Below are 21,123 nucleotides of genomic sequence, written 5' to 3'. Positions count from 1 at the left end.
GATTAAATCTTCCTTTTTTGTAAAAATAAAGTTACTATTGTATGGATAGTAACAAATAACATGTTCATTTTATCGAATTCATGCTAAGATAAAAGTATTAGTTATAATGCTTCACAAAACGCCAACGACGATAAAGGCAAAACTGTTGAAAAGCAGTGACGCAAAGCTACGGACCTACTGTGACAACCGGTCACTACGGCCGCCGGGCTGCCGAAGCGGGGTTCTTTCCTGCTTCCGCTCCAATTCACCTGGATAGGAAGGAGAGAACAAAGATGGTTCAATCTCAGACCCATACATTTGAAGGAAAAACGATTGACGAGGCGATCGAAGAAGCGAAACGCGCTTTAAATGCAGAGATGGATGAGATCGACATCCGCGTCATCGATCACGGGAATCAAAAACGCTTTCCTTTCGGACGATCGCGGGCCAAGATCGCCGTCTCACTGACCGAATCTAACGATGAAACTTGGGAAACTTGGCTTGATAGCGAGATTAGAGATCAAGATCTGTTTGACATTCCGCTATCGCCGGATGAAAAACATCCCTTAAAAACAGAAGGAACAGCATGGATCATAGATGGGCAGCTTCATTTCCATCAAACTGCCGAGAAAAAACCGATTCTAGTCATCCCTTATGATGGAGAGGTTTATAATCATAACGAAAAACTGTCCGGCCGTCACGTATTGAAAGAAAACGATGCAATATATTTTCACCTCGAAACCACTTTGATTGAAACAAAATGGAAGGTTAAAGTCAATGACAAAGAACAAACCGTAACATTAACTGTCACTCCGGGCAAAAAAATTATTCCTTTCATTGCCGATCACCCGGCAGCCAGTGTTATTGAGCCGACTGTTCAGTTTAATGAACAGGTGAATAATCAACTGCAAACAAAAGATGTGTACGAACAGTTAGCTAACATGGAAGTGATCGAAGGCATTGATGACGCTGCGATTCACCGAGCTTGCTCCGCCGCGGAAGAACAAACGGTGACAATCGCAAGCGGCAAGCTTCCAAAAGACGGAAAAAACGGGGACATGGCCTTTCGAATCGATATTCAAGAACGATCTTTGCCCTATAAAGAAAAATACGATGGAACGGCAGACTTTCGTGAATCGCTGTATATTCCTTCGGTAGAGCATGGTGAAGTGCTTGCCGAAGTGATCGACCCGCTTCCAGGTGAAGACGGGATCAGTGTATTTGGCGATGTTTTGCAAGCGAAAGGCGGTAAACCGGTCATTATTAAAGCGGGCAGCGGAATTGAGATCGATGAAGAGCAAAGTGCTGTCATCGCTGCACAAAGCGGACGCCCATTGATCGAACAATCAGGCTTGCTGTTTCGGATGTCGATTTTGCCTAAGAAACGTCATCAAGGCGATTTATCAATTAAACACGGAAACATTCGTTTTATCGGCGACGTAGAGATCACTGGCGACGTAAACGAAGGGATGACTGTCGAAGCCGAAGGCAACGTACAAATGCAAAAAAACGTCATGCACAGCACGATTCAATCCCGGCAAAACATTTTGATTAACGGCAACGCAATCGTCAGTTCAATAACCGCCGGACAAAATCAAGCTGTGTATGACGCGTTAAAAGATATCGTTGCCGATTTTCTCACCCCGTACAGATCTTTTATCACCGTGATGACGCAGCTGATCGAATCGGAGAAATTCCGCTCCGTATATAACACTGAGATGGGGCTCGCTCCGATGGTTAAACGGCTGCTTGAAGCGAAATTTCCTGCCGTTTTAACCAATGCAAAAACGCTGGCCGCTGCAATCGAAACAAGGAGCGAACAGCTGGATTACCGCTGGAATCAGTTTGCCGAAACGTTATATCACTGCCTTATTTTATACCACCGGCAAAATTCAATTTCCTTAAAGGAACTTGAAAACATTGAACATGAGGCATTTGAACTTTTAGCAGTGGCCGATGCATCCGACACCGCTGAATGTTCGGTACAGCTCGGCTATGCGATGAACAGCAAAGTTTTTGCCGCCGGCAATATTACAGTCACCGGGAAGGGCTCCGTTCATTCAGATCTAGAGGCTGATGGCAAGATTGACATTTCCGGCAAACTGATCGGCGGAAAAATCTATGCTGAAAAAAGCATTTCGATCGACACGGCCGGATCGCCCGCCGGTGTCAAAACGATCATCGAAGTGCCGGAAAACGAAACGATCAGCATTGTCGAAGCGCACGAAGATGTCATTCTCCGCATCGGCAGAAATCAGCGAAAAATTTCTCAGTATGAATCGATGGTTTATGCGCGTTTAAACAAGGACGGACAAATTGACATTCATAAATAGGAAACGGCAGCAGGAATCCCCTGCTGCCGTTTTTGTTCTATTCGGTTTTGACTTCTTCAAGCATTTTATCAGAGAAGCCGAACATCCATGTTAATACGAAGGCGGTTCCGAGTGCAATCACGTTTGTGATTACGTACAGCATAAGCGGAACGAAATCATACACGTACAAGAGTGATCCCGGGATCACCGTGATCGCCATCCCTGAAGCTTCTAAATTAAACAAGGCTGCGAAGAATCCGCCGGCAGCGCCGCCGATCAGCGCCATTGCAAACGGCTTGATATAACGGAGGTTAACACCGAAAATCGCCGGTTCAGTGATGCCCAAAAATGCGGAAATGGACGACGGGAACGCCAATGCTTTCAATTTCTTCGAACGGGTTTTCAATGCAACAGCCAAAGCGGCACCGCCTTGAGCGGCAATCCCCGCTGTGATCAATGCGTTAAACGGGTTCATACCGTCATCCGCTAAGAGCTGAATTTCAAACAAGTTGAAAATATGGTGCACACCTGTGATAACAATAATTTGATGCAAACCGCCGACGAGCAGGCCGCTCAAGCCGAACGGCAATTGCAGAACAAACGTTGTTCCGGCCATAATCGCCGCTTCAACAGCAGAGAAGATCGGTCCAATGACAAGCAGCGCACCGGTAATCATGATCAGCAACGTTAAAAACGGCGTTAAGATTAAATCGAGTGATTCAGCTACACGCTGGCGAAGCCATTTCTCCAATTTCGCACCTAACCAACCGGCAATAAACGCCGGCAAGACGGAACCTTGATAACCGACAACCGGAATAAATCCTAAGAACATCAGCGGGTCAGCTTCACCCTCACCGACTGCATACGCATTCGGCAGTTCCGGGTTGACGAGCATCAGTCCGAGAACAATTCCGATGACCGGACTTCCGCCGAATACCCTAAAAGCTGACCAGGCGACGAGAGCCGGCAAGAATGCAAAGGCCGTATCCGTTAACACTTGTGTATAAAGCATGAAGTTGTCCGATAACGCATCCGGAGACGTTCCAAAGAGCGCTAAAATCTCTTCTTGCGTAACGAGTCCGCGCAGCCCCATGAACAAACCGGTTGCAACAAGAACCGGGATGATCGGGACAAAGATGTCGCCGAACGTGCGAATGATTTGCTGAAATTTATTTCCTTGTTTTTTCGTTTCTTCTTTTTGTTCCGATTTTGTTGATTCTGGCGCTCCGAGCGCAATAAACTGCTCATAAATACGGTTGACTGTTCCAGTGCCGAAAATAACCTGATATTGGCCGGCGTTGTAATAGGCGCCTTTCACCTTATCAATATCTTCGGCGCGATTTTGGTCAATTTTTTCTTTGTCTTTGACCATAATTCTGAGCCGAGTGGCACAATGAGCGACGGAACTGATATTTTCTAAACCGCCGACTGCGTCAATCAGCTCTTGGGCAATTTGCTTGTTTTCTTCTGACATTGCCTCTCTCTCCTTTCGTTAATGCAAATAATTAAAAACAAAAATATAAGGACAAACGACTGTATGGAATCGATACCACACCCTAAAACAAAATGGAACCTTCTGTAAACGATTCCATTTCACTTAAAAAAAAGAATTGATTCTGTAATCGATTCCACATGTCTATCATAAACTATTTCTCTCAATGAGTCCATAGTTCATAATAAATTTTTCCGGCGTTTTTTTATCCCCCCGCAAATAATCAAGCAACAGTTCTGCTGTTTTCATACCCGCCTGCTCATTATAGTAATCTACGGTTGAGAGCTTCGGGCTGGAATATCTCGATAAGTCGGACGATCCTATCCCGATAAAACTGATATCTTCAGGGATTTTCCAGCCAAGCGAGCGGACGTATTCCATCGCGCCGATGGCGAGACGGTCCGTGACGGCAAAAACTGCTGTCGGACGGACTTTCGATGTTTCGATGATTTGTTTCATCGCTTCATAACCCGATTCGATATCAAATACACCTTGCTGAACCCAATTCTCTTCTACCGGGCAGCCCCAAGATGCCATTGTATCCCGAAATGCACGGAGCCGTTCATGACCGACAGCGCGATCTTGCTCACTGACACCGATGAACCCGATGTGCCGATGGCCTTTCTGTAAAAGATGATCGGTCACATCTCGAGATGCTTCATAATCATTGTAAAGAACACAAGGGATTCCGGGAATATCTTGACCGACCGCAACGACCGGTTCCTTGATTCTCTCAATCATTTTGAGAAGCTGATCGTTAATATTCGTTGCCACAATAATAATTCCATCGACTCTGCGGCTTTGCAGCAGTTTTAAATGTTCAATTTCTTTCGCCGGATCCAAATTCGTATTCGCGAGAAGCAAGTGGTAGCCGTGCTCACTAAGTTTGGTATCGATTCCATCCACCGTTCTGCTTACCGTTTCCGTACTAATTTTCGGCAGAACGACGCCGATTACCTTCGTTTGCTTTGTCCGCATCGCTTTAGCCTGCTCACTCGGAATATATCCCGTTTCTTCAATGACTTCCATCACCCGCGCTTCAGCCGTTTCGCTCACATAGCCGGATCGATTTAACACCCGTGATACTGTCGTGCGCGAAACCCCGGCCAGTTCTGCGATATCTTTAATCGTCGTCATCGGCACCATCTCCTGAGTTAAGCATCATTTTCATCGTCGCTGCGCACCTCGACCGTTTGCGTCCGTTCATGCCGGTACTCTTCATGCGTCTCTTCATTTTCTTCCCCGTTCGGGACGTAAAAGACAGCGACAGCATCGATTTCATATTCCCCGGGTTCTGTCTCAATTTCGATACCGAGCCCTTCGATTTCATCGTCATCATTCAAAGTGGATTGCTGGTCGACATCGAGCTGTTCCCCGTCATCTTCATAGATCACGACGTCATCGTAACGAATTTCTTCTACCCAAGCAATATACTGGCCAAAGTGAAACGTTTCTTCTTCATCCCCTGAATACGTCACGTACGGGATTAAATTTAAAGTCCCCTCTGTATATGAAGGATCCAATGATAAAGACATCTCGTCATGCGCATCCGGTGCATCGCAAGCACGGAAAGTAATCACTGAAAGAAACAGCGGCAACATTAATAACAACTTCATACAAACACCTGCTTTGTGTAAATAACATTCTATCCAACGGGTATTTTACCACATTTTGGCCAAAACACCATTACTTACAGGCAAGTTTGACGGTTTTGTTTTCATTGAATATTTTTCACATCTATTTCTGACAACGCTTCGGCATCAGCAATCAACGTGACATCACCATGTTTTTGCAAAACCGTCGCCGGACAATTTTCCGTCACCTCTCCCGTGAGCATCTCCTTAACAGCAGCAGCCTTTTCCTTGCCGGACGCAATCATGACAATTCTTCGGCTTTCCATAATTGTGCCGATTCCCATTGTGACTGCTTGACTCGGAACCGTTTCGCCCTCGGCAAAGTAACGCGAATTTGCTTCAATCGTCTCAGCGGCAAGGTCAACTACGCGGGTGCGGCCGTCAAACGGGCTTCCCGGTTCATTAAAGGCGATATGACCATTTGCGCCAATGCCTAAAAGCTGTGTATCCACCCCTCCCAGCTGTTGAATAAGCCGTTCATACCGCCGGCACTCTTCCGAAAAGTCTGTCGCTGTCCCTGACGGCAGATGCCGGTTTGCCGACGGGATATCAATAAATTGAAAGAGGTTTTGGAACATGTATTGATGATAACTGTTCGGGTGATCGTCTGAAAGGCCGATATATTCATCAAGATTCACCGTATGAACATCCGCTAATAACACCTCATTTGTTTTAAGCTTATCGATGAGATGTTTGTACAGTCCGACCGGTGTTCCGCCGGTTGCCAACCCGATAACTTTGCTCCTCCCGCTCGTGATTTCCTGAAAAAGAAATTCTGCTCCTTGTTCACTCATCTCTTCGTAATCTTGCACTTGAATAATATTCATTCTTATCCACCTTCCTTGCTTTAATTATTGCGACGGAACACTTCTTCTCCGCCTACATATGTCGCCAACACTTCCCCTTGTTTCGAAAGCACAGTGAAATCAGCTTCTTTGCCGACAGCAATCGATCCTTTCCGATCAGCAATTTCCAACTGTTCCGCCGGATTGACAGTCGCCATTTGAACCGCTTGAGCCAATGTGCATCCGGTGTATGCCATCATGTTTTTAACAGCTTCATTCATCGGTAAAATTGAGCCGGCAAGGGTGCCGTCAGCTAACGTTGCCTCTTTGCCGGAAACAGTAACATCCTGTCCGCCCAGCTGATAAAGCCCGTCTTTCATTCCTTTAGCCCGGATCGAATCCGTAATCAGGATAATTCCATCAGCGCCTTTATTTTTATAGAGCAATTCAATTGCCGGCGGTGAAACATGAATTCCGTCAGCGATCAGCTCTGTTCTGACCTGCGATGACAAAAGCCCTGTCCCTGCCGTTCCGATGTCGCGGTGATGCACCCCGCGCATCTGATTAAACATATGCGTCATATGTTTCCCGCCGCTTTCAATCCAAGGACGCAAATCATCATACGAGGCATCTGTATGACCGGGGGAGGCGATCACCCCTTCTTTCATCAGCTGATTGCCGAAACCCTTCCCGTCTTTTTCCGGAGCAAACGTGACAATTTTAATCAAACCGCCGGCGGATTGCTGCAAGTCATGAAACAGATCCATATCCGGTTCGATAATATATTGTTCCGGCTGAGCGCCTGCTCGGACTTTATTAATGAACGGACCTTCCAAATGAACGCCGATGATTTCAGCGCCGGATGTTTTGCTCTCGTTTGTCATCGTTTCTTTAATTGTTTGTAAAGCGCGATGTTTATTCGCTATACTCTGTGTGATCGTTGTCGGTAAAAACGACGTCGTCCCTTCGGACAAAAGCGCCTTGCGCATCGTTTCAAGCGCTTGTGCCTCTCCATCCATCACATCCGCTCCTGCAGTTCCGTGAATGTGCACATCGATAAAACCAGGGACAACATGAACCGGTTCCTCGAAAGAAATCCCCTTGCTCTGAGCGTTTGCCTTATTGGCTTGGATTTCTTTAATCGTCCCGTTTTGAACCGTTAACGTGCATTCCTTTTGCCAATTTTCGCCGATCAGCCAGTCGGCCTGCTCGATAAATATCTCCGTCATACTTTTCACCCCTTGAACAGTATCTAACGCTTATTATAACGATTTTTTGTTTAGTCGTCTATACCACCTTTCCGCGGTATTTTTCTGACGAACTAGTCAAGTGAACACTTATATCAAAGCAACTAAGCGCATATGTTTGTCTATACCCGATGATTGACGCTTACATGCGGTTTTGCGATTCTTTGTGCCGATGATATGATAAACGGTGTTCTATACGGGCGGATGTCTCGCGGAGACATCCAAATTTTTTTGCAGAAAGAGGTACGATATTTTGAACACATTAGCACAAACGAAACACGAGTGGTTTCATAACGTCCGCGGTGATATCATTGCCGGCGTTGTTGTCGCTCTCGCCTTAATTCCGGAAGCGATTGCCTTTTCGATCATTGCCGGGGTTGATCCGATGGTTGGATTGTATGCGTCCTTCTCGATTGCTCTCGTCATATCGATCGTAGGGGGCAGACCTGGGATGATTTCCGGCGCCACAGGCGCGATGGCCTTATTAATGATTACCCTCGTCGCTGAACACGGCTTGGAATACTTGCTGGCTGCCACGATTTTAACCGGAATTCTTCAGCTTATTTTTGGCATCTTGAAATTATCCTCTTTTATGAAGTTTATTCCGAGATCTGTGATGATCGGCTTTGTCAACGCTTTAGCCATTCTGATTTTCACCTCGCAGCTGCAGCATTTCGTCGACGAAACGTGGATCATGTATGCGCTGGTTGCCTTGACACTCGCGATCATTTATTTGCTTCCGCGGCTCACGAATGCCGTGCCGTCCACATTGGTCGCCATCATTATTGTCACCGCGATTGCCTTGATCATGAACACAGGTGTCCGAACCGTCGGCGATATGGGCGCGCTTCCAGATACGCTGCCGGTGTTTTTAATCCCGAGCATCCCGCTCACATTCGAGACGCTTGCGATCATTTTTCCGTACGCATTAGCGTTGACCGTTGTCGGTTTGCTTGAATCTCTTTTGACCGCATCGATCGTTGATGATATGACCGACACAGAAAGCGATAAGAACAAAGAAAGCCGCGGCCAAGGGATCGCCAACATTACCACCGGATTCTTCGGCGGCATGGCCGGCTGTGCGATGATCGGTCAATCTGTCATTAACGTGAAATCCGGCGGCAGCGGACGTTTGTCTTCTTTCTCTGCAGCTGTCACGCTGATGTTTTTAATTCTTGTGCTCGGCAACCTCGTCGTGCAAATTCCGATGGCCGCTCTTGCCGGCGTGATGATTATGGTTTCGATCGGCACGTTCGATTGGCAGTCGCTCATGAATATTCACCGCATCCCGAAAACAGATGCAACCGTGATGGTTGTTACTGTTTCAACGGTTGTTTATACACACGACCTCGCGATCGGGGTCCTTGCAGGGGTTGTCTTAAGTGCGATATTCTTTGCCTGGAAAGTGTCGAAAGTTGAAGTCGACAAATCCTTTGCCGACAACGGAACAAAAGCCGTTTATGCCGTAGAAGGGCAGCTCTTTTTTGCTTCTGTCACGGACTTTTTAGAAAAAATCGACTACAGCGATAAGATTAATGAAGCGGTCATCGATGTCACTCATTCGCATTTATGGGATGATTCAGCGATCGGCGCACTTGATAAAATCGAAACAAAATTTGAACAGCAAAATATTAAGGTCAGCTACAAAGGGTTAAACCGCGAAAGTTCCAAACTGAAAGAAGAAATCGGCGGCTTGAGCAAAGCGTCCGGGCACTGATTTCTGCTCTAAAAGAAATGAGGTGAAACAATGTTTAAAAAGATACTCTTATCCGTTGACGGTTCGGATCATTCATTGCGGGCGGCGGAAAAAGCGATCGAACTCGCGTCACTTTCAGGCGCCGGCTCGATTGATCTGTTGCACGTCGTAGCAGGAAATACCTCCAAATCGGATGTATTGCATCACGGTGATTCGGATTCCGCTTCAAGAAAACGGATGGAAAAACTTGCACCGATCGAGGGATTGATTGAAAATGCGGGATTATCGGTCAACACTGAAGTGCTCCACGGCCAAAACGGGATCGCTGAAGCAGTCGTTCAGCATGCAAATGACAACGAGTACGACATTCTTATTCTAGGCAGCCGCGGATTAAGCACTGTGCAAACAATGGTGCTCGGCAGCGTCAGCCATAAAGTCATGAAACATGTGAAAGCACCTGTGTTAATGGTAAAATAACAACCCGCCGCCGCGGCTCACAACGTTGTGAGCCGCGGTGTTTTGCTTTCCGATAATTTTTGCTATGATCTATAAGAGTGCAAAATAAGAAACGGAGCGCGATACGATGATAGATGATACCGGCGAACGGGTGATTCCTGAGTACATGAAACCCGACAACAGCCTGCTGTTGGAACATTTAGCCCGCTATGATTTTGCCAAACCGTATGCGAAAGGGCGCGTGCTCGATCTCGCCTGCGGGAGCGGATACGGGGCGAAAATGATTACAAAAGCGCGAAAAAACCAAATCTCCGAAACGCTCGGGGTGGATGCCGATCCTGAAATCGTTGAATACGCCCGGAGAACGTATCATCATCCGCTTTTGCATTTTAAAACCGGGGATGCGCTGAATCCGGATTTGACCGACGAAATCGGCACGTTTAACACGATCCTCTCGTTTGAAACAATTGAACACGTTCCAGACGATCAAGCCTTTCTAACGGCTCTCGTAAAACTGTTAAAACCCGGCGGCACATTAGTGCTGTCAACACCTTTCGGAGATGGACGCGGGATCCCGAGCGGATCGCCTTTTCACTACCACCAGCTGACGGAGACTGAATTCCATCAGCTCGTACATGATGGATACAATTTTGATCATGTCGATGTATATTTACAAAACGGCGTTGCCATCGAAAGGGAAAAACGCGGCGGCGTTCACTACCCGCTCGGCATTGCCGTCTGCCGTAAATCAGCTTCGTCCACTTGAAAAAGGAGGCCTTTTTTTGTCTTACAGTAAACGCTTATTAATTGCATCTGCTTTTTTTGGAGTTATCGGTGTCGGGATCGGCGGTCATATGGCCGGCGCCGGCTCGCTCGCTTGGAGTGCCGTTCACGCACATATCCTTGTTGTCGGCTGGCTTTCGCTCTTTGCCTGGAGCATGTACTATAAAGTTTATACCCCGCCGAATGCAGCGCTTGCCGCGGTCCATTTTTGGACAGCTCTCGTCGGAGCAGCCGGATTAAATATCGGCATGTATGTCTATATGATGGATACCTTCTTGCCGGAAGTGCTGTCATTAATTCTGTATATTTCGATGGGCACTGTCTTGATCATCAGTTATATCGTCTTTTTCATCATGACGATTTTGCAGCCGGAATAGCCGATAAAAAAGCCGCTTCTCGTTGGAAGCGGCTTTCAGAGTGTTGATATAGATTTCATATTAAAAGGAACGGATGACTACGCATCGTTTTTCTTTGAATCGAGTGTATTCATAAAAAAGGAAGCCGCGCATCCACTCCTCCGACGCCTCCGGGAAAGCAAGAGACGAAGATCCGGATTCGGCGGCCTCAGGCCGCCGAATCCTAGCTGAGTCCTTGCCCGGGGCAAGCGGAGGTTAGTGGCTGCGTGGCTTACGTCAAAATAATAATTTGTCTACAGGCTGAAAGCCGCTTCTCGTTGGAAGCGGCTTTAGCTTGTATTTATTCATTGCTCTTAGAGATCGCTTCGATCGCTTGCTTGACCGAACCGTAAGTTTTCAAGCTCGTAAAGTCAATATCGAGTCCTCGCGTTTTCATCGCGAGCTTCGGCGTGATTCCGGTAATAATCAAGTCGACCCCTTTTAATTTCATTAAATCGTTCAGCTGAAAAATCCCGACAGTCGCTTCTTGATTTAAATTGGTAAACCCGGAAAGATCAAGGATTAACGTTTCCACATCATCATTAGAAAGCTGCGGCAGCACTTTATCAGTAATCGTCGTTAACCGCGCCTCGTCAATGGTACCGATCAGCGGCAAAACCGAGATCCCTTCCTTAATCGGTACGACCGGTGTCGACAGACGCTCGATCTCTTGATTGTAGCGCTCGATTTTTTGTTCCGCTTGTTTGATTTCCGTAATATCTTTTTGGATCCCGACAAAGTAATGTTTTTCTTCTTCTTCGAGATAAATCGGATCGATGTGCAGCAAGTTCCAAAACGGCTCGCCGCTTTTTTTATAGTTTAAAATTTCAACGGAAACAGGTTCTCGTTTAGCCACAGCATCGCGCAGCTTATTTTTCGTCTCTTCGGACGTATCGTCGCCTTGCAAAAACCGGCAGTTGTACCCGATCACTTCATTGTTCTCATAACCGGTTAACTCGGTAAATCCGCGGTTTGCATAAATAATCGGATTATCCGGCAAATCCGGGTCGCTGATAATAAAAACGAGCTGCGTTTTTTCCAGCACTTTATTTTTTATTTCTTGAAGGTTTTTCAACGGCTTTTCCCTCCTCGATTCATCTTTGTCTCTCAATATGATACACGAAGTGCGGATTGGATAAAAGCGCAATTACTTTTTCTGTCTTTGAAACCTGCCGTATGATAAGATATCTGGCAAATATTCAAAAGAGGTGTTGTATGATTCCCGTTATTATGTGGCTCTTCATTGCAGCCTGTTTTCTCATAAGCTTTGTCGGCCTTGTTTACCCGGTCATACCTGCTGTGTTATTCATCTGGCTCGGGGCGGCCTTGCATCAGTTTTTTCTCGACCCGGTATCCTGGTTTACCTGGGCCGCATTAGCAGGCATGACGGTTGTTATTTTTGCGGCCGATTATTTCGCGAGTATGTATTTCGTCGACCGCTCCGGCGGATCGACGAACAGTAAAATCGCCGCTGCTGCCGGCCTCGTTGTCGGAAGCTTCATCATCCCGCCGTTCGGTGTCATCGTCGTTCCGTTCGCGGCTGTTTTAGTAGTCGAGTTGCTGCAGCACCGCGACCTGCACGTATCGATTAAAACGTCCTTTGGCACGGTTTTCGCCTTTTTAACGAGCGCGGCCGCCAAAGGGATTATTCAATTCGCGATGATCGCGGTTTTTCTGATAGATGTCCTGCTATTCAATTGAGATAAAAAAGACCTCTTAGCTGAAGAGGTCTTTTTCTTTATCCCGTTACTTCCGCTCTTTCGGCTCCTCACCGACAATTTTCGCTTCCAGCTCCAGTTCGACACCGAATTTTTCTTTGACCGTCCGGCGCACGAGCTCAATTGTTTCGATATAATCCGTCGCCGTTGCATCTTCTTTATTGACAATAAACCCGGCGTGTTTCGTCGACACTTCCGCACCGCCGACACCTTGACCTTGGAGTTCACTGTCTTGAATCAGCTTGCCGGCAAAATAGCCCGGCGGCCGTTTAAACACGCTTCCGACCGAGGGATATTCGAGCGGCTGTTTCGTTTCGCGCTGGTGCGTTAAATCATCTACTCTTGCCCGAATGGTCTCTGCATCGCCCTTCTCGAGCTGGAAAACAGCCTCAAGAACAATGTAGCCTTTTTTCAAAATGATGCTGGAACGATAGCTTAGTTCCAGTTCGTCCTTCGTCAAGGTAACGATCTCCCCGTTCGCATCAATCGCTCTCACATAGTCAATAATATCTTTGATTTCACCGCCGTAAGCACCCGCGTTCATGACCATCGCTCCGCCGACAGATCCGGGGATCCCGCAGGCAAATTCAAAGCCGGTTAAACAGTGATCCATGGCGGTAATCGAGGCATCGATGATATTTGCTCCTCCCTGAGCAACGACACTGGTTCCTTGCACTTCAATTTCAGACAGGTGCGTTAAGTGCATGACAATACCGCGAATCCCGCCGTCGCGAACGATCATATTTGATCCGTTGCCGAGCAGCATAAACGGGATTTGATGCTGAACCGTATACTTTATAATATCGGCTGCCGCTTGATAACTCGCGGGCTGCACCAAAATATCTGCTTTCCCGCCCATTTTTGTTAACGTATGGCCCGCCATCGGTTCGTTTTGAAAGACATAATTTTTCCCGGCAATCGCCGTTAAATCTCGATACATTTCATTTATATTCATATGATTGGTCCCTCTTTGTCAGTTATTCTATCGTTCATATTCTATCTTACTTGATTTTAATCCGATTAATCAATGAAATATTCGTGAAAAAGATTGGTTGACACCAAAACACTGCATCGTTATACTTTTACTGTCAATTGAAAAAGCCCTCGTTAGGTGAGGCTCCTGTACGGAGATATGCTGCTGCCCAAAAACGTCCAAAGACGCCAATGGGTCAACAGAGATCATCGACCTAAGGTGATATCTAATGCAGCTGACAGCAAACTGTCTATGCCGTGCAGTGCTAAAGCTCTACGAATGGAGGTACATGATGATTCGCTTCATGATGTTCTGATTCGGTATGTCTTTTACCGCCTTCATTTGTTGAGGGCGGTTTTTTTATGACGATCACGAAAGGAGTTGGTGAGGAATGGACCCCGGACCCGAACACAGGAATGATTTCGTAACAATTGTTGAAAAGAAAAGGATGCGGCAGCTGTTCCTCACCGCTCTATAGGACTAAGGCTGCCTCGAAGAAGGAGGCGAACACAAATGGTAAAATTGACCGAACAAAACCGCGAACAATATGAAGATTCCATTTTAAATGCCCTCAAAGAAGAAGACATTGAGCAATTTCGCGATTTGTTTTTAGAACTCCACCCGCAAGATCAATTGGATATGTATTTGCAGATGAACCCAAAGCAGCGTTCGCAGCTGTACGCCTACCTCGATCCGAAAGAATTCTCGGAAATCTTTGAAGAACTCGACATCGAAGAACAAAAAGAATTCATTCAAGAGCTTGATCAAAAGTATGCGCAAGATACGATTTCCTACATGGCTGCTGACGATGTCGCTGATTTCCTCGGTGAAATTCAAGAAAGCAAAGCGAATGAAATAATTGAAGGCTTAGAAGACGAAGATGCGAAAGATATTAAAGAGCTTTTAGCTTATGAAGACGAAACAGCCGGCGCAATAATGACAAAAGAGTTCATTAATTTAAGAGCCGCCTCAAAAATCCGTGATGTCATTTCCCTCTTAAGGGATCAAGGACCTGATGCGGAAACAATTTATTATTTGTATGTGATCAATGACAAGCATGAGCTCGTCGGTGTTGTTTCCTTGCGTGACTTAATTATTGCCGATCCGGAAGACACAGTCGAAGAGGCAATGAGCACGCGGGTTGTCAGTGTGAAAACAACCGACGACCAAGAAGACGTTGCTAAGCTGTTTCAAAAATATGATTTTTTAGCTGTCCCGGTTATTACCGATCACAATAAACTTGTCGGAATTATTACCGTCGATGATATTTTAGACGTTATCGAAGCGGAAACGACCGAGGATATCGGTGAATTTGCCGCTTCCCGCGGGGCAACGGACTTGGATATTTCTCCGTTTAAAGCAGCCGGTAAACGCGCACCGTGGATTGTCATGCTGATGTTTTTCGGCATGATTACAGCAAGTGTCATCGGCCAATTTGAAGAAACATTAGAGCAAATTGTCATCTTATCTGCCTTTATTCCGCTTATTATGGACTCTGCCGGTAATACCGGAACCCAGTCCCTCGCTGTCGCTGTTCGTTCTTTAACACTTGGCGCGGTTGAACGGAAAGGAATCGGGAAAATGATATTACGGGAATTCGGTACAGGCGTATTTCTCGGTGCTTTCTCAGCACTCGCTCTAATGTTTATCGTGCCGTTTATTTACGGAGACTACTGGCTTGCGATTATTGTCGGCACGTCGATCTTTTTGTCCTTGAGTATCGCAACAGTCGTCGGAACGATTGTTCCATTAGTCATCAATAAACTGAAATTGGATCCGGCCATTGCTTCCGGACCGTTTATCACGACTGTCAACGATATTATCGGCTTAATGATTTATTTCTCCATCGCAACATCGCTTCTTCACCTTCTATAATATTAAAAAGCCCTGCTATCGATGGATAGCAGGGCTTTTTTGGCCGGTTTAACGGACGATGAGAATGATCACAGCTACAACAAACACATAAATCGCAAAATACAGCAGTTTTCCGCGCGTAACGACGTTAATGAGCAGGCGAATCGCGATAATTGAAACAATCACTGACGTTATAAACGAAATGATATACAGCAGCAGCGCATCGTTATCGACGATCGTATTCACGATTGTCGAAGCTTCAAGAACCAAACTTCCGACGCTGACCGGAATCGAAAGGAAAAAAGAGTACTTTAGAGCCGTTTCCGCCTCCACTTTTCTTGCTAAAGCCGCAACAATCGTTGCTCCTGAACGGCTGATGCCGGGAATTAAGGCTGCTGCTTGGGCCAAACCGACAATCACTGCATCTTTATAGGTGATTTCGCCGTCAAGTTTATGCCCTTTTAAATTACGAATCAGCCACAGCGCGATTCCGGTAACCATCAGCGCGATACCGACATAATGAATTTCGGTCAATTCTCCGCCGATGAAATCCCGGAATAATCCGCCGATAATCACCGCAGGAATCGTTCCGACGATCACCATCACACCTAGACGAAACTGATCTGCCGTTTCGGCGGCCGGTTTGCGCACATGATTGATCGTATCTTGAAACATCTCGATAAGATCCGTTTTATAAACATAAAGTACCGCAAACAATGAAGCGCCGTTCAAAAAAACTTCAAAGTGCAGATCGGGAACATCTAAACCGAAATAATAGGAGAATATCCGCAAATGCCCGCTCGAAGAAACAGGCAGAGGCTCGGTCGCTCCTTGAATGATCCCGAGCAATATGTATTGCAACAGTTCAATAATTGTCATAATTGAATCCTTTCACTTGCCGCTAATATGTAACAGAAAGAGCATTTTAACATAAAAGCGAAATAAATGGAATATCAAAAACAGCGGTTCATAGACCGCTGTTTCAGAGTGTTGACAAAGTCATGACATCGTTAGATGTTATGTTAAAAGGAACGGATGACGACGCATCGTCCAGCTTCTTTCACCTGAAGGTATCACTGCGACATCGGCTCAAAAGACTTCGCCGTCTCTTACTAGTCCGCGGGCGAGCGCCGAGCCGCTTCGGGCTGATGCCCGAGGCTGCTGAAAAAGTGCTGGATAAACAAATTCGGCGTTTATTTATGAGCCGCACAGAATAAAGAATATTATGAGCCCTCCGCAAACTCGCTTGCCGCGGGCAACGCCTCAGCCTCCTCAGAAGCGAAACCGCTTCTTGTGGGGTCTTCGGAAGTTGCTTTTCCCGCAGGCGTCGAGTTTGCTCCGGTCTCATAAAACTTCTCGCTTTATAAGGAAGAGTAAATATGCAGGCATCCAATTGATCATCTACTTTTTCAGCAGCCTCCTTATGCCCTGCAGGGTCTCGTTCATCTCGCTATCCCGCAGGAGAAAGCCGGGATGCTGGGTCATCCTCTTTTTTGAAGGAAGTGTATTGGTAAAAAAAGAAGCTATGAATCCACTCCTCCGACGCCTCCGGGAAAGCAAGAGACGAAGATCCGGATTCGGCGGCCTGAGGCCGCCGAATACTAGCTGAGTCCTTGCCCGGGGCAAGCGGAGGGTAGTGGATTCATGGCTGACATAAAAATATAGTTTGTCTACAGTCTGAAACAGCGGTTCATAGACCGCTGTTTCTTTATATTACTCTTTGCTGCCGAATTTTAACGCGAAAGCTGTATAAACAGCCGGAACGATGATGACTGTTATCAAAGCAGAAAATAACAGACCGGAAATAATCGAAATCGACAGCGGCACAAACAGCACATCTCCGCTGAGTGCTACCGGCGTCAACGCTCCGATCGCTGTAAAGGCGGTCAGCAAGATCGGCCGCAATCGAACGCGCCCTGCTTCGATGACCGCTTCTTCAACCGAATAGCCCGCTTTTCGGCGCTGCTTAATAAATTCCAGCAATACAATCGAATTTCGGACGACAATCCCGGCGAGCGAGACAATCCCCATCAGCGCCATGAAGCCAAGCCCGGTCTGGGTGATGAATAAGCCTGTAACCGCGCCGGCTCCGGCAATGTGCACTGTGCTCATGACCAAGAGCGGAAGGGTTAATGAATAAAACTGAATCGCCATAATGATGTAAATCAAGAACAACACTAAGATAAATAGCGTTGCCAATTCGATAATAAAATCTGTTCGCTGTTCTGTTTCCCCGCCGGCTGTCACGGTATAATCTTCGCCGGCATCGTTATCCATCGAAGCAGCCAGCGCTTCGACATCTTCTTCTAACTGCCCGTCATCTTCTGTCCCGGGGAAGACACGGACTGTAATCGTACGTTGTCCGTCTTCCCGCAAAATTTGCGGGATTTCTTCAGTTTCTTCCGGGTCGACCAATTCATCTAAACTGACAAGCTCCGGAGGCCCGTCCGGCTCTCCGCCCGGATCTGCCGGAAGTTCGATCTCTTCAAGATCAATTTCTTCGCCATCCGTCACCTGATCAAGCGTCATTTCCAAATCAATCGCTTCTTGTGCTGTTCGAAATGTGAGAAGCGGGATGCCTTCGGTTCGAAGACTGATTTGTTCGCTGATCTCACTCATCGTAATGCCGCTATCCTCGAGCTCTTCACGAACCGGTTCATAAACGATCGTCGGACGGAGCGGTCCCATGTCATCGCGAACCGTCCCGCTGTCCGGAAGATCTTGTACATCTTCTGTCAGCTCGTTGCTCATCTCGATCAACTGATCAACATCCGGACCTTGCAAGGTCACGGCGATCGGCGCACCGACTGGCGGGCCGGCCTCGATCGTTGTTAATTCCGGCTCTGCATACCCGAATTCCTCTTGCAGTTCATCTGTCCACCGATCAATCGTCTCCTCTGCAGACTGCTCTTCACGGTCTACGCGCAAGAGCAAGTTGCCGGTTTCTTCTCCCCCGTTGGAGATACCGCTGCCAAAAAGCGGAGGCAAACCGTCGCCGGCATAAAGAGCCGTTTCATAAATATGCTCGTCTCTTTCAAGCAGATAATCTTTCATTTCTTCCAGCGTGTTTTCTGTTTCATCGATCGTCGTTCCTGCCGGCATGCGAATTTCCAAGGTGACCTCATCGCGGTCTGTACTCGGGAAAAATTCAACCGGAATAAACGGGATCAATGCGTATAACGCCGATGTGAGAATGAATCCGATAATCGCGATTTTCCAAGGACGTTTGACGACCTTTCGCAGCACCGTGTCGCTGTACCAATCAGACAAACGGTCGAATTGTTTGCCAAATAAGCCGTCTTTTGGAGCACTTCGCGATTTGTTCTTCGTGCGTACGCGTTTTTTCTGCCGCCAAATCAGGAAAATCGGCACGAGCGTCAGCGCAACGATAGTCGATGCTAAAATCGTTGTGATGAGCACCGTCGGCAGCGCCCGAATGAAATCACCGTTGCTGCCCGTAATGAAGACGAGCGGCAAAAACGTAACGACAATTGTCAGTGTCGAGGTAATAATCGATGTGCGAACTTCTCTGCTTCCTTGAATCGCTCCGTCCAATGGAGCAGCGCCTGTTCGGTATTTATGGCGGATGTTATCCCCGACAACAATTCCGTCGTCCACGAGAATACCTAAGGCAATAATAATCCCGATAATCGAAATTTGATTTAAATCGACATTGAAAAACGGCAAAGGGATTAAGCCGATCAAGACTGATGTCGGAATCGCTAAAGCGACGATCACCGCAGATGAAACATTCAGCCCTAACAACGTAACGACGATCACTGATAACACCGCAAGGGCGAATGAGAAGGACAAGTCGCCGAAAATTTCATCAACGATCGTTTCTTGTGTATAAAACCTCTCCATTGTAAGTTCAGCAGGCAGCTCTTCTGCTGCCAGCTCTTCCATCCGCTCATGTGTCTCCCCGCCGACTTGAGGGATGTTTGCCCCTTCCTCTTGGAAGATGGTAAATGTCAGCGCCGGTGTCTCCTCAAAAGTAATTAAATCATCCGGTGTTTCATGAACCGGACCAACCTCCGCTATATCCTCTAAGTATACCGCTTCATCCTCTTCGTCTTTGCCGATAAAAATACTTGAAATGTCATCCAGTTCGTCCAGTGTGCTTAAAGATAACTGCACGTTTTCTCCATTCGTCTCTTTAATGCCGAGAGGCTGCGTATTCAGCTCTTCTTCCACGGCCTCGATGATATCCGGCACTTGAAATCCGGCATCAAAAAGCTCATCAGCATCCGCATCAATCAAAAAGGTCTGATCAGGAAACCCTTTGATATCGACGCTGTCTACTTGAGGGATCGACTCAATGTCTGACTGCCAATCTTCCATCATTTCTCTCGCTTCATACAGGTCGTCTCGGTCTTCAGCTAAAATATGATAACTCGAGAGCGCGCCGATCGTTTGCTGTTCGCCTAAGTCTGCTTCCCCTGCTGTCGCAGGAAAATCCCGTTCTGCTGCATCGATTTCCTGCTGCAGTTCATTTAATACATTTGTCCGGTCAACGCCATCCGTCAATTCAATGACGACGTTAGAAAATCCCGATGTGGAAACTGAATCCACTTCAGCGATCCCGTCCACACCGTCAATCGCTTCTTCAATCGGAATCGTGATTTGCTGTTCTACCTCTTCCGGACTGCCTCCCGGATAAGGGGTCGAGACAGAAGCAATATCCGCAGAAAACTCCGGCACTTCCCGCTGCGGAAGCTGCAAAAGCGTAAGAACCCCCAGAACAACAAGAATAAAAATAAACATTAAAGTAATTTTCGGCCACTTAATTACCGTATCCAACATGATTGATCGCACCCTTCTATTATCCGGCATGTTAATGACAGTTGTGTCACTTTTTCGCAAAAATAAAGGCTTTCTTTATTGATGTAAAGATATTCCTTCCGTTAAAAGTATATAGACATTATCCGCCCAGTCTTCTTCGGATATACCGCGAATCGGCACTTGCACCATTGCCATAACAAAACCGACGATGGTTTCTACACTGATGTCCGTTCGAATACGTCCGTCGCTTTGCATCATTTCAATCATTGCCGTAAGTTTTCGCTTCATCTCCTCGAACTGAGAAAACATGTGCTGAACATTTTTGTTTACGGCATCCGAAGCTTCATGATCAATATAAGGCATAATTTGCAGCATCTGATGCAAATTCGCATAACGCGCCCATATGTGCACAATGATTTTTAATGGATCTTCTGCTGAGAACACTGAATCGATACGTTCAATCACTTGATTAAGTAAATAAATCATGTAGGCGGTGATCAATTCTTCTTTTTTCGGATAATAATTATAAATCGTGCTCCTTGCTACACCGAGACGTTCGGCGAGTGCTTTGAAATGAAACCCGTTATACCCTTTTTCCAGCACCAGCTTTTCCGTTTCCGCAAATAATTCTATTTGATTGATCGAACGCTTTCGGCTCATGTTTCAGCTCCCTTTTTTGATTATAATTCTTACGTTCCCCCTATGTATAACAATATAACTTATTTTGTATAAGTTTTTTATAAATTACATAAAAAACAGCGGGGACTATGCCCCGCTGTTAGACTGTAGACAAAGTCATGACATCGTTAGATGTCATGTTAAAAGGAACGGATGACTACGCATTGTCCGGCTTCTTTCCGCGGGCGAGCGCCGAGCCGCTTCGGGCTGACGCCCTGCAGGGTCTCGTCTGTCTCGCTGTCCCGCAGGAGAAAGCCGGGATGCTGGGTCATCCTCTTTTTTGAAGCGAGTGTATTCATAAAAAAGAAGCCATGCATCCACTCCTCCGACGCCTCCGGG

19 protein-coding genes and 2 riboswitches are annotated in these 21,123 nt (G+C 46.7%); of the genes, 9 read left to right on the top strand and 10 right to left on the bottom strand.

Going from position 1 to position 21,123, the window contains the following annotated elements; translation table 11 throughout:
• Positions 1–125 precede the first annotated feature (125 nt).
• A riboswitch (cyclic di-GMP riboswitch) is annotated at positions 126–215 on the top strand.
• Positions 216–272: 57 nt separating this feature from the next.
• Positions 273–2,312: a flagellar assembly protein A gene (locus EDD67_RS10665; protein WP_121440009.1), complete on the top strand. Its 2,040-nt coding sequence runs from the start codon at positions 273–275 to the stop codon at positions 2,310–2,312.
• Between the two features lie 37 nt (positions 2,313–2,349).
• On the opposite strand, the gene EDD67_RS10660 is transcribed toward EDD67_RS10665, so the two are convergent.
• From EDD67_RS10660 to nagA, 5 genes are all read right to left on the bottom strand, one after another.
• The gene (locus tag EDD67_RS10660; RefSeq protein ID WP_121440008.1) at positions 2,350–3,765 is read right to left on the bottom strand and encodes a sucrose-specific PTS transporter subunit IIBC; all 1,416 of its coding nucleotides are present in this window, start codon (positions 3,763–3,765) and stop codon (positions 2,350–2,352) included.
• Between the two features lie 165 nt (positions 3,766–3,930).
• Positions 3,931–4,920, bottom strand: coding sequence for a LacI family DNA-binding transcriptional regulator (locus EDD67_RS10655; protein WP_121440007.1), 990 nt, complete (start codon positions 4,918–4,920; stop codon positions 3,931–3,933).
• A 17-nt stretch (positions 4,921–4,937) separates the two neighbouring features.
• Positions 4,938–5,399 carry a hypothetical protein gene (locus EDD67_RS10650; RefSeq protein ID WP_121440006.1) on the bottom strand — a complete coding sequence of 154 codons (462 nt, stop codon included), beginning with the start codon at positions 5,397–5,399 and terminating at the stop codon, positions 4,938–4,940.
• Between the two features lie 101 nt (positions 5,400–5,500).
• Entirely contained in the window at positions 5,501–6,244 is a 744-nt protein-coding gene (nagB, locus tag EDD67_RS10645; protein WP_121440005.1) for a glucosamine-6-phosphate deaminase, read from the bottom strand.
• Between the two features lie 20 nt (positions 6,245–6,264).
• Entirely contained in the window at positions 6,265–7,431 is a 1,167-nt protein-coding gene (gene nagA, locus EDD67_RS10640) for an N-acetylglucosamine-6-phosphate deacetylase (protein ID WP_121440004.1), read from the bottom strand.
• A gap of 271 nt (positions 7,432–7,702) precedes the next feature.
• Between nagA and EDD67_RS10635 the strand changes: the two genes are divergently transcribed.
• The 4 genes from EDD67_RS10635 (at position 7,703) to EDD67_RS10620 (ending at position 10,761) form a co-directional block, all read left to right on the top strand.
• Positions 7,703–9,166 carry a SulP family inorganic anion transporter gene (locus EDD67_RS10635; protein WP_121440003.1) on the top strand — a complete coding sequence of 488 codons (1,464 nt, stop codon included), beginning with the start codon at positions 7,703–7,705 and terminating at the stop codon, positions 9,164–9,166.
• Positions 9,167–9,196: 30 nt separating this feature from the next.
• On the top strand, positions 9,197–9,622 hold the full coding sequence (locus tag EDD67_RS10630) for a universal stress protein (protein WP_093072478.1): 426 nt from the start codon (positions 9,197–9,199) through the stop codon (positions 9,620–9,622).
• Between the two features lie 106 nt (positions 9,623–9,728).
• Complete coding sequence (locus tag EDD67_RS10625; protein WP_121440002.1) at positions 9,729–10,367, top strand: class I SAM-dependent methyltransferase; 639 nt, start codon at positions 9,729–9,731, stop codon at positions 10,365–10,367.
• A 16-nt stretch (positions 10,368–10,383) separates the two neighbouring features.
• Positions 10,384–10,761, top strand: a complete 378-nt coding sequence (locus EDD67_RS10620) for a hypothetical protein (RefSeq protein WP_093072477.1) — start codon at positions 10,384–10,386, stop codon at positions 10,759–10,761.
• A gap of 319 nt (positions 10,762–11,080) precedes the next feature.
• On the opposite strand, the gene ytvA is transcribed toward EDD67_RS10620, so the two are convergent.
• Positions 11,081–11,854 (bottom strand): YtvA family blue-light photoreceptor, encoded by a 774-nt coding sequence (ytvA, locus tag EDD67_RS10615; RefSeq protein ID WP_093072476.1) that lies wholly within the window; start codon positions 11,852–11,854, stop codon positions 11,081–11,083.
• 140 nt (positions 11,855–11,994) lie between these two features.
• Between ytvA and EDD67_RS10610 the strand changes: the two genes are divergently transcribed.
• Entirely contained in the window at positions 11,995–12,480 is a 486-nt protein-coding gene (locus tag EDD67_RS10610) for a DUF456 domain-containing protein (protein ID WP_121440001.1), read from the top strand.
• 45 nt (positions 12,481–12,525) lie between these two features.
• Here the strand turns inward: EDD67_RS10610 and murB are convergent, their stop codons facing one another.
• Positions 12,526–13,452, bottom strand: a complete 927-nt coding sequence (gene murB / locus EDD67_RS10605) for a UDP-N-acetylmuramate dehydrogenase (protein ID WP_121440000.1) — start codon at positions 13,450–13,452, stop codon at positions 12,526–12,528.
• A 141-nt stretch (positions 13,453–13,593) separates the two neighbouring features.
• Positions 13,594–13,761, top strand: a riboswitch (M-box (ykoK) riboswitch).
• 222 nt (positions 13,762–13,983) lie between these two features.
• Between murB and mgtE the strand changes: the two genes are divergently transcribed.
• Positions 13,984–15,345 (top strand): magnesium transporter, encoded by a 1,362-nt coding sequence (mgtE, locus tag EDD67_RS10600; protein WP_121439999.1) that lies wholly within the window; start codon positions 13,984–13,986, stop codon positions 15,343–15,345.
• 48 nt (positions 15,346–15,393) lie between these two features.
• Here the strand turns inward: mgtE and EDD67_RS10595 are convergent, their stop codons facing one another.
• Positions 15,394–16,203 (bottom strand): undecaprenyl-diphosphate phosphatase, encoded by an 810-nt coding sequence (locus EDD67_RS10595; RefSeq protein WP_121439998.1) that lies wholly within the window; start codon positions 16,201–16,203, stop codon positions 15,394–15,396.
• Between the two features lie 122 nt (positions 16,204–16,325).
• Between EDD67_RS10595 and EDD67_RS10590 the strand changes: the two genes are divergently transcribed.
• Entirely contained in the window at positions 16,326–16,541 is a 216-nt protein-coding gene (locus EDD67_RS10590; RefSeq protein WP_121439997.1) for a hypothetical protein, read from the top strand.
• 496 nt (positions 16,542–17,037) lie between these two features.
• Here the strand turns inward: EDD67_RS10590 and EDD67_RS10585 are convergent, their stop codons facing one another.
• Complete coding sequence (locus EDD67_RS10585) at positions 17,038–20,127, bottom strand: efflux RND transporter permease subunit (RefSeq protein ID WP_121439996.1); 3,090 nt, start codon at positions 20,125–20,127, stop codon at positions 17,038–17,040.
• A gap of 75 nt (positions 20,128–20,202) precedes the next feature.
• The gene (locus EDD67_RS10580) at positions 20,203–20,766 is read right to left on the bottom strand and encodes a TetR/AcrR family transcriptional regulator (protein WP_121439995.1); all 564 of its coding nucleotides are present in this window, start codon (positions 20,764–20,766) and stop codon (positions 20,203–20,205) included.
• A gap of 137 nt (positions 20,767–20,903) precedes the next feature.
• Between EDD67_RS10580 and EDD67_RS13970 the strand changes: the two genes are divergently transcribed.
• Entirely contained in the window at positions 20,904–21,068 is a 165-nt protein-coding gene (locus EDD67_RS13970; RefSeq protein ID WP_154718759.1) for a hypothetical protein, read from the top strand.
• Positions 21,069–21,123: the final 55 nt, after the last annotated feature.

It is taken from the genome of Salisediminibacterium halotolerans (assembly GCF_003814815.1).
Taxonomy (GTDB): domain Bacteria; phylum Bacillota; class Bacilli; order Bacillales; family Salisediminibacteriaceae; genus Salisediminibacterium; species Salisediminibacterium halotolerans.
Note: the sequence above shows the minus strand (reverse complement) of the source record. Positions and strands in the feature narration are given on the sequence as shown.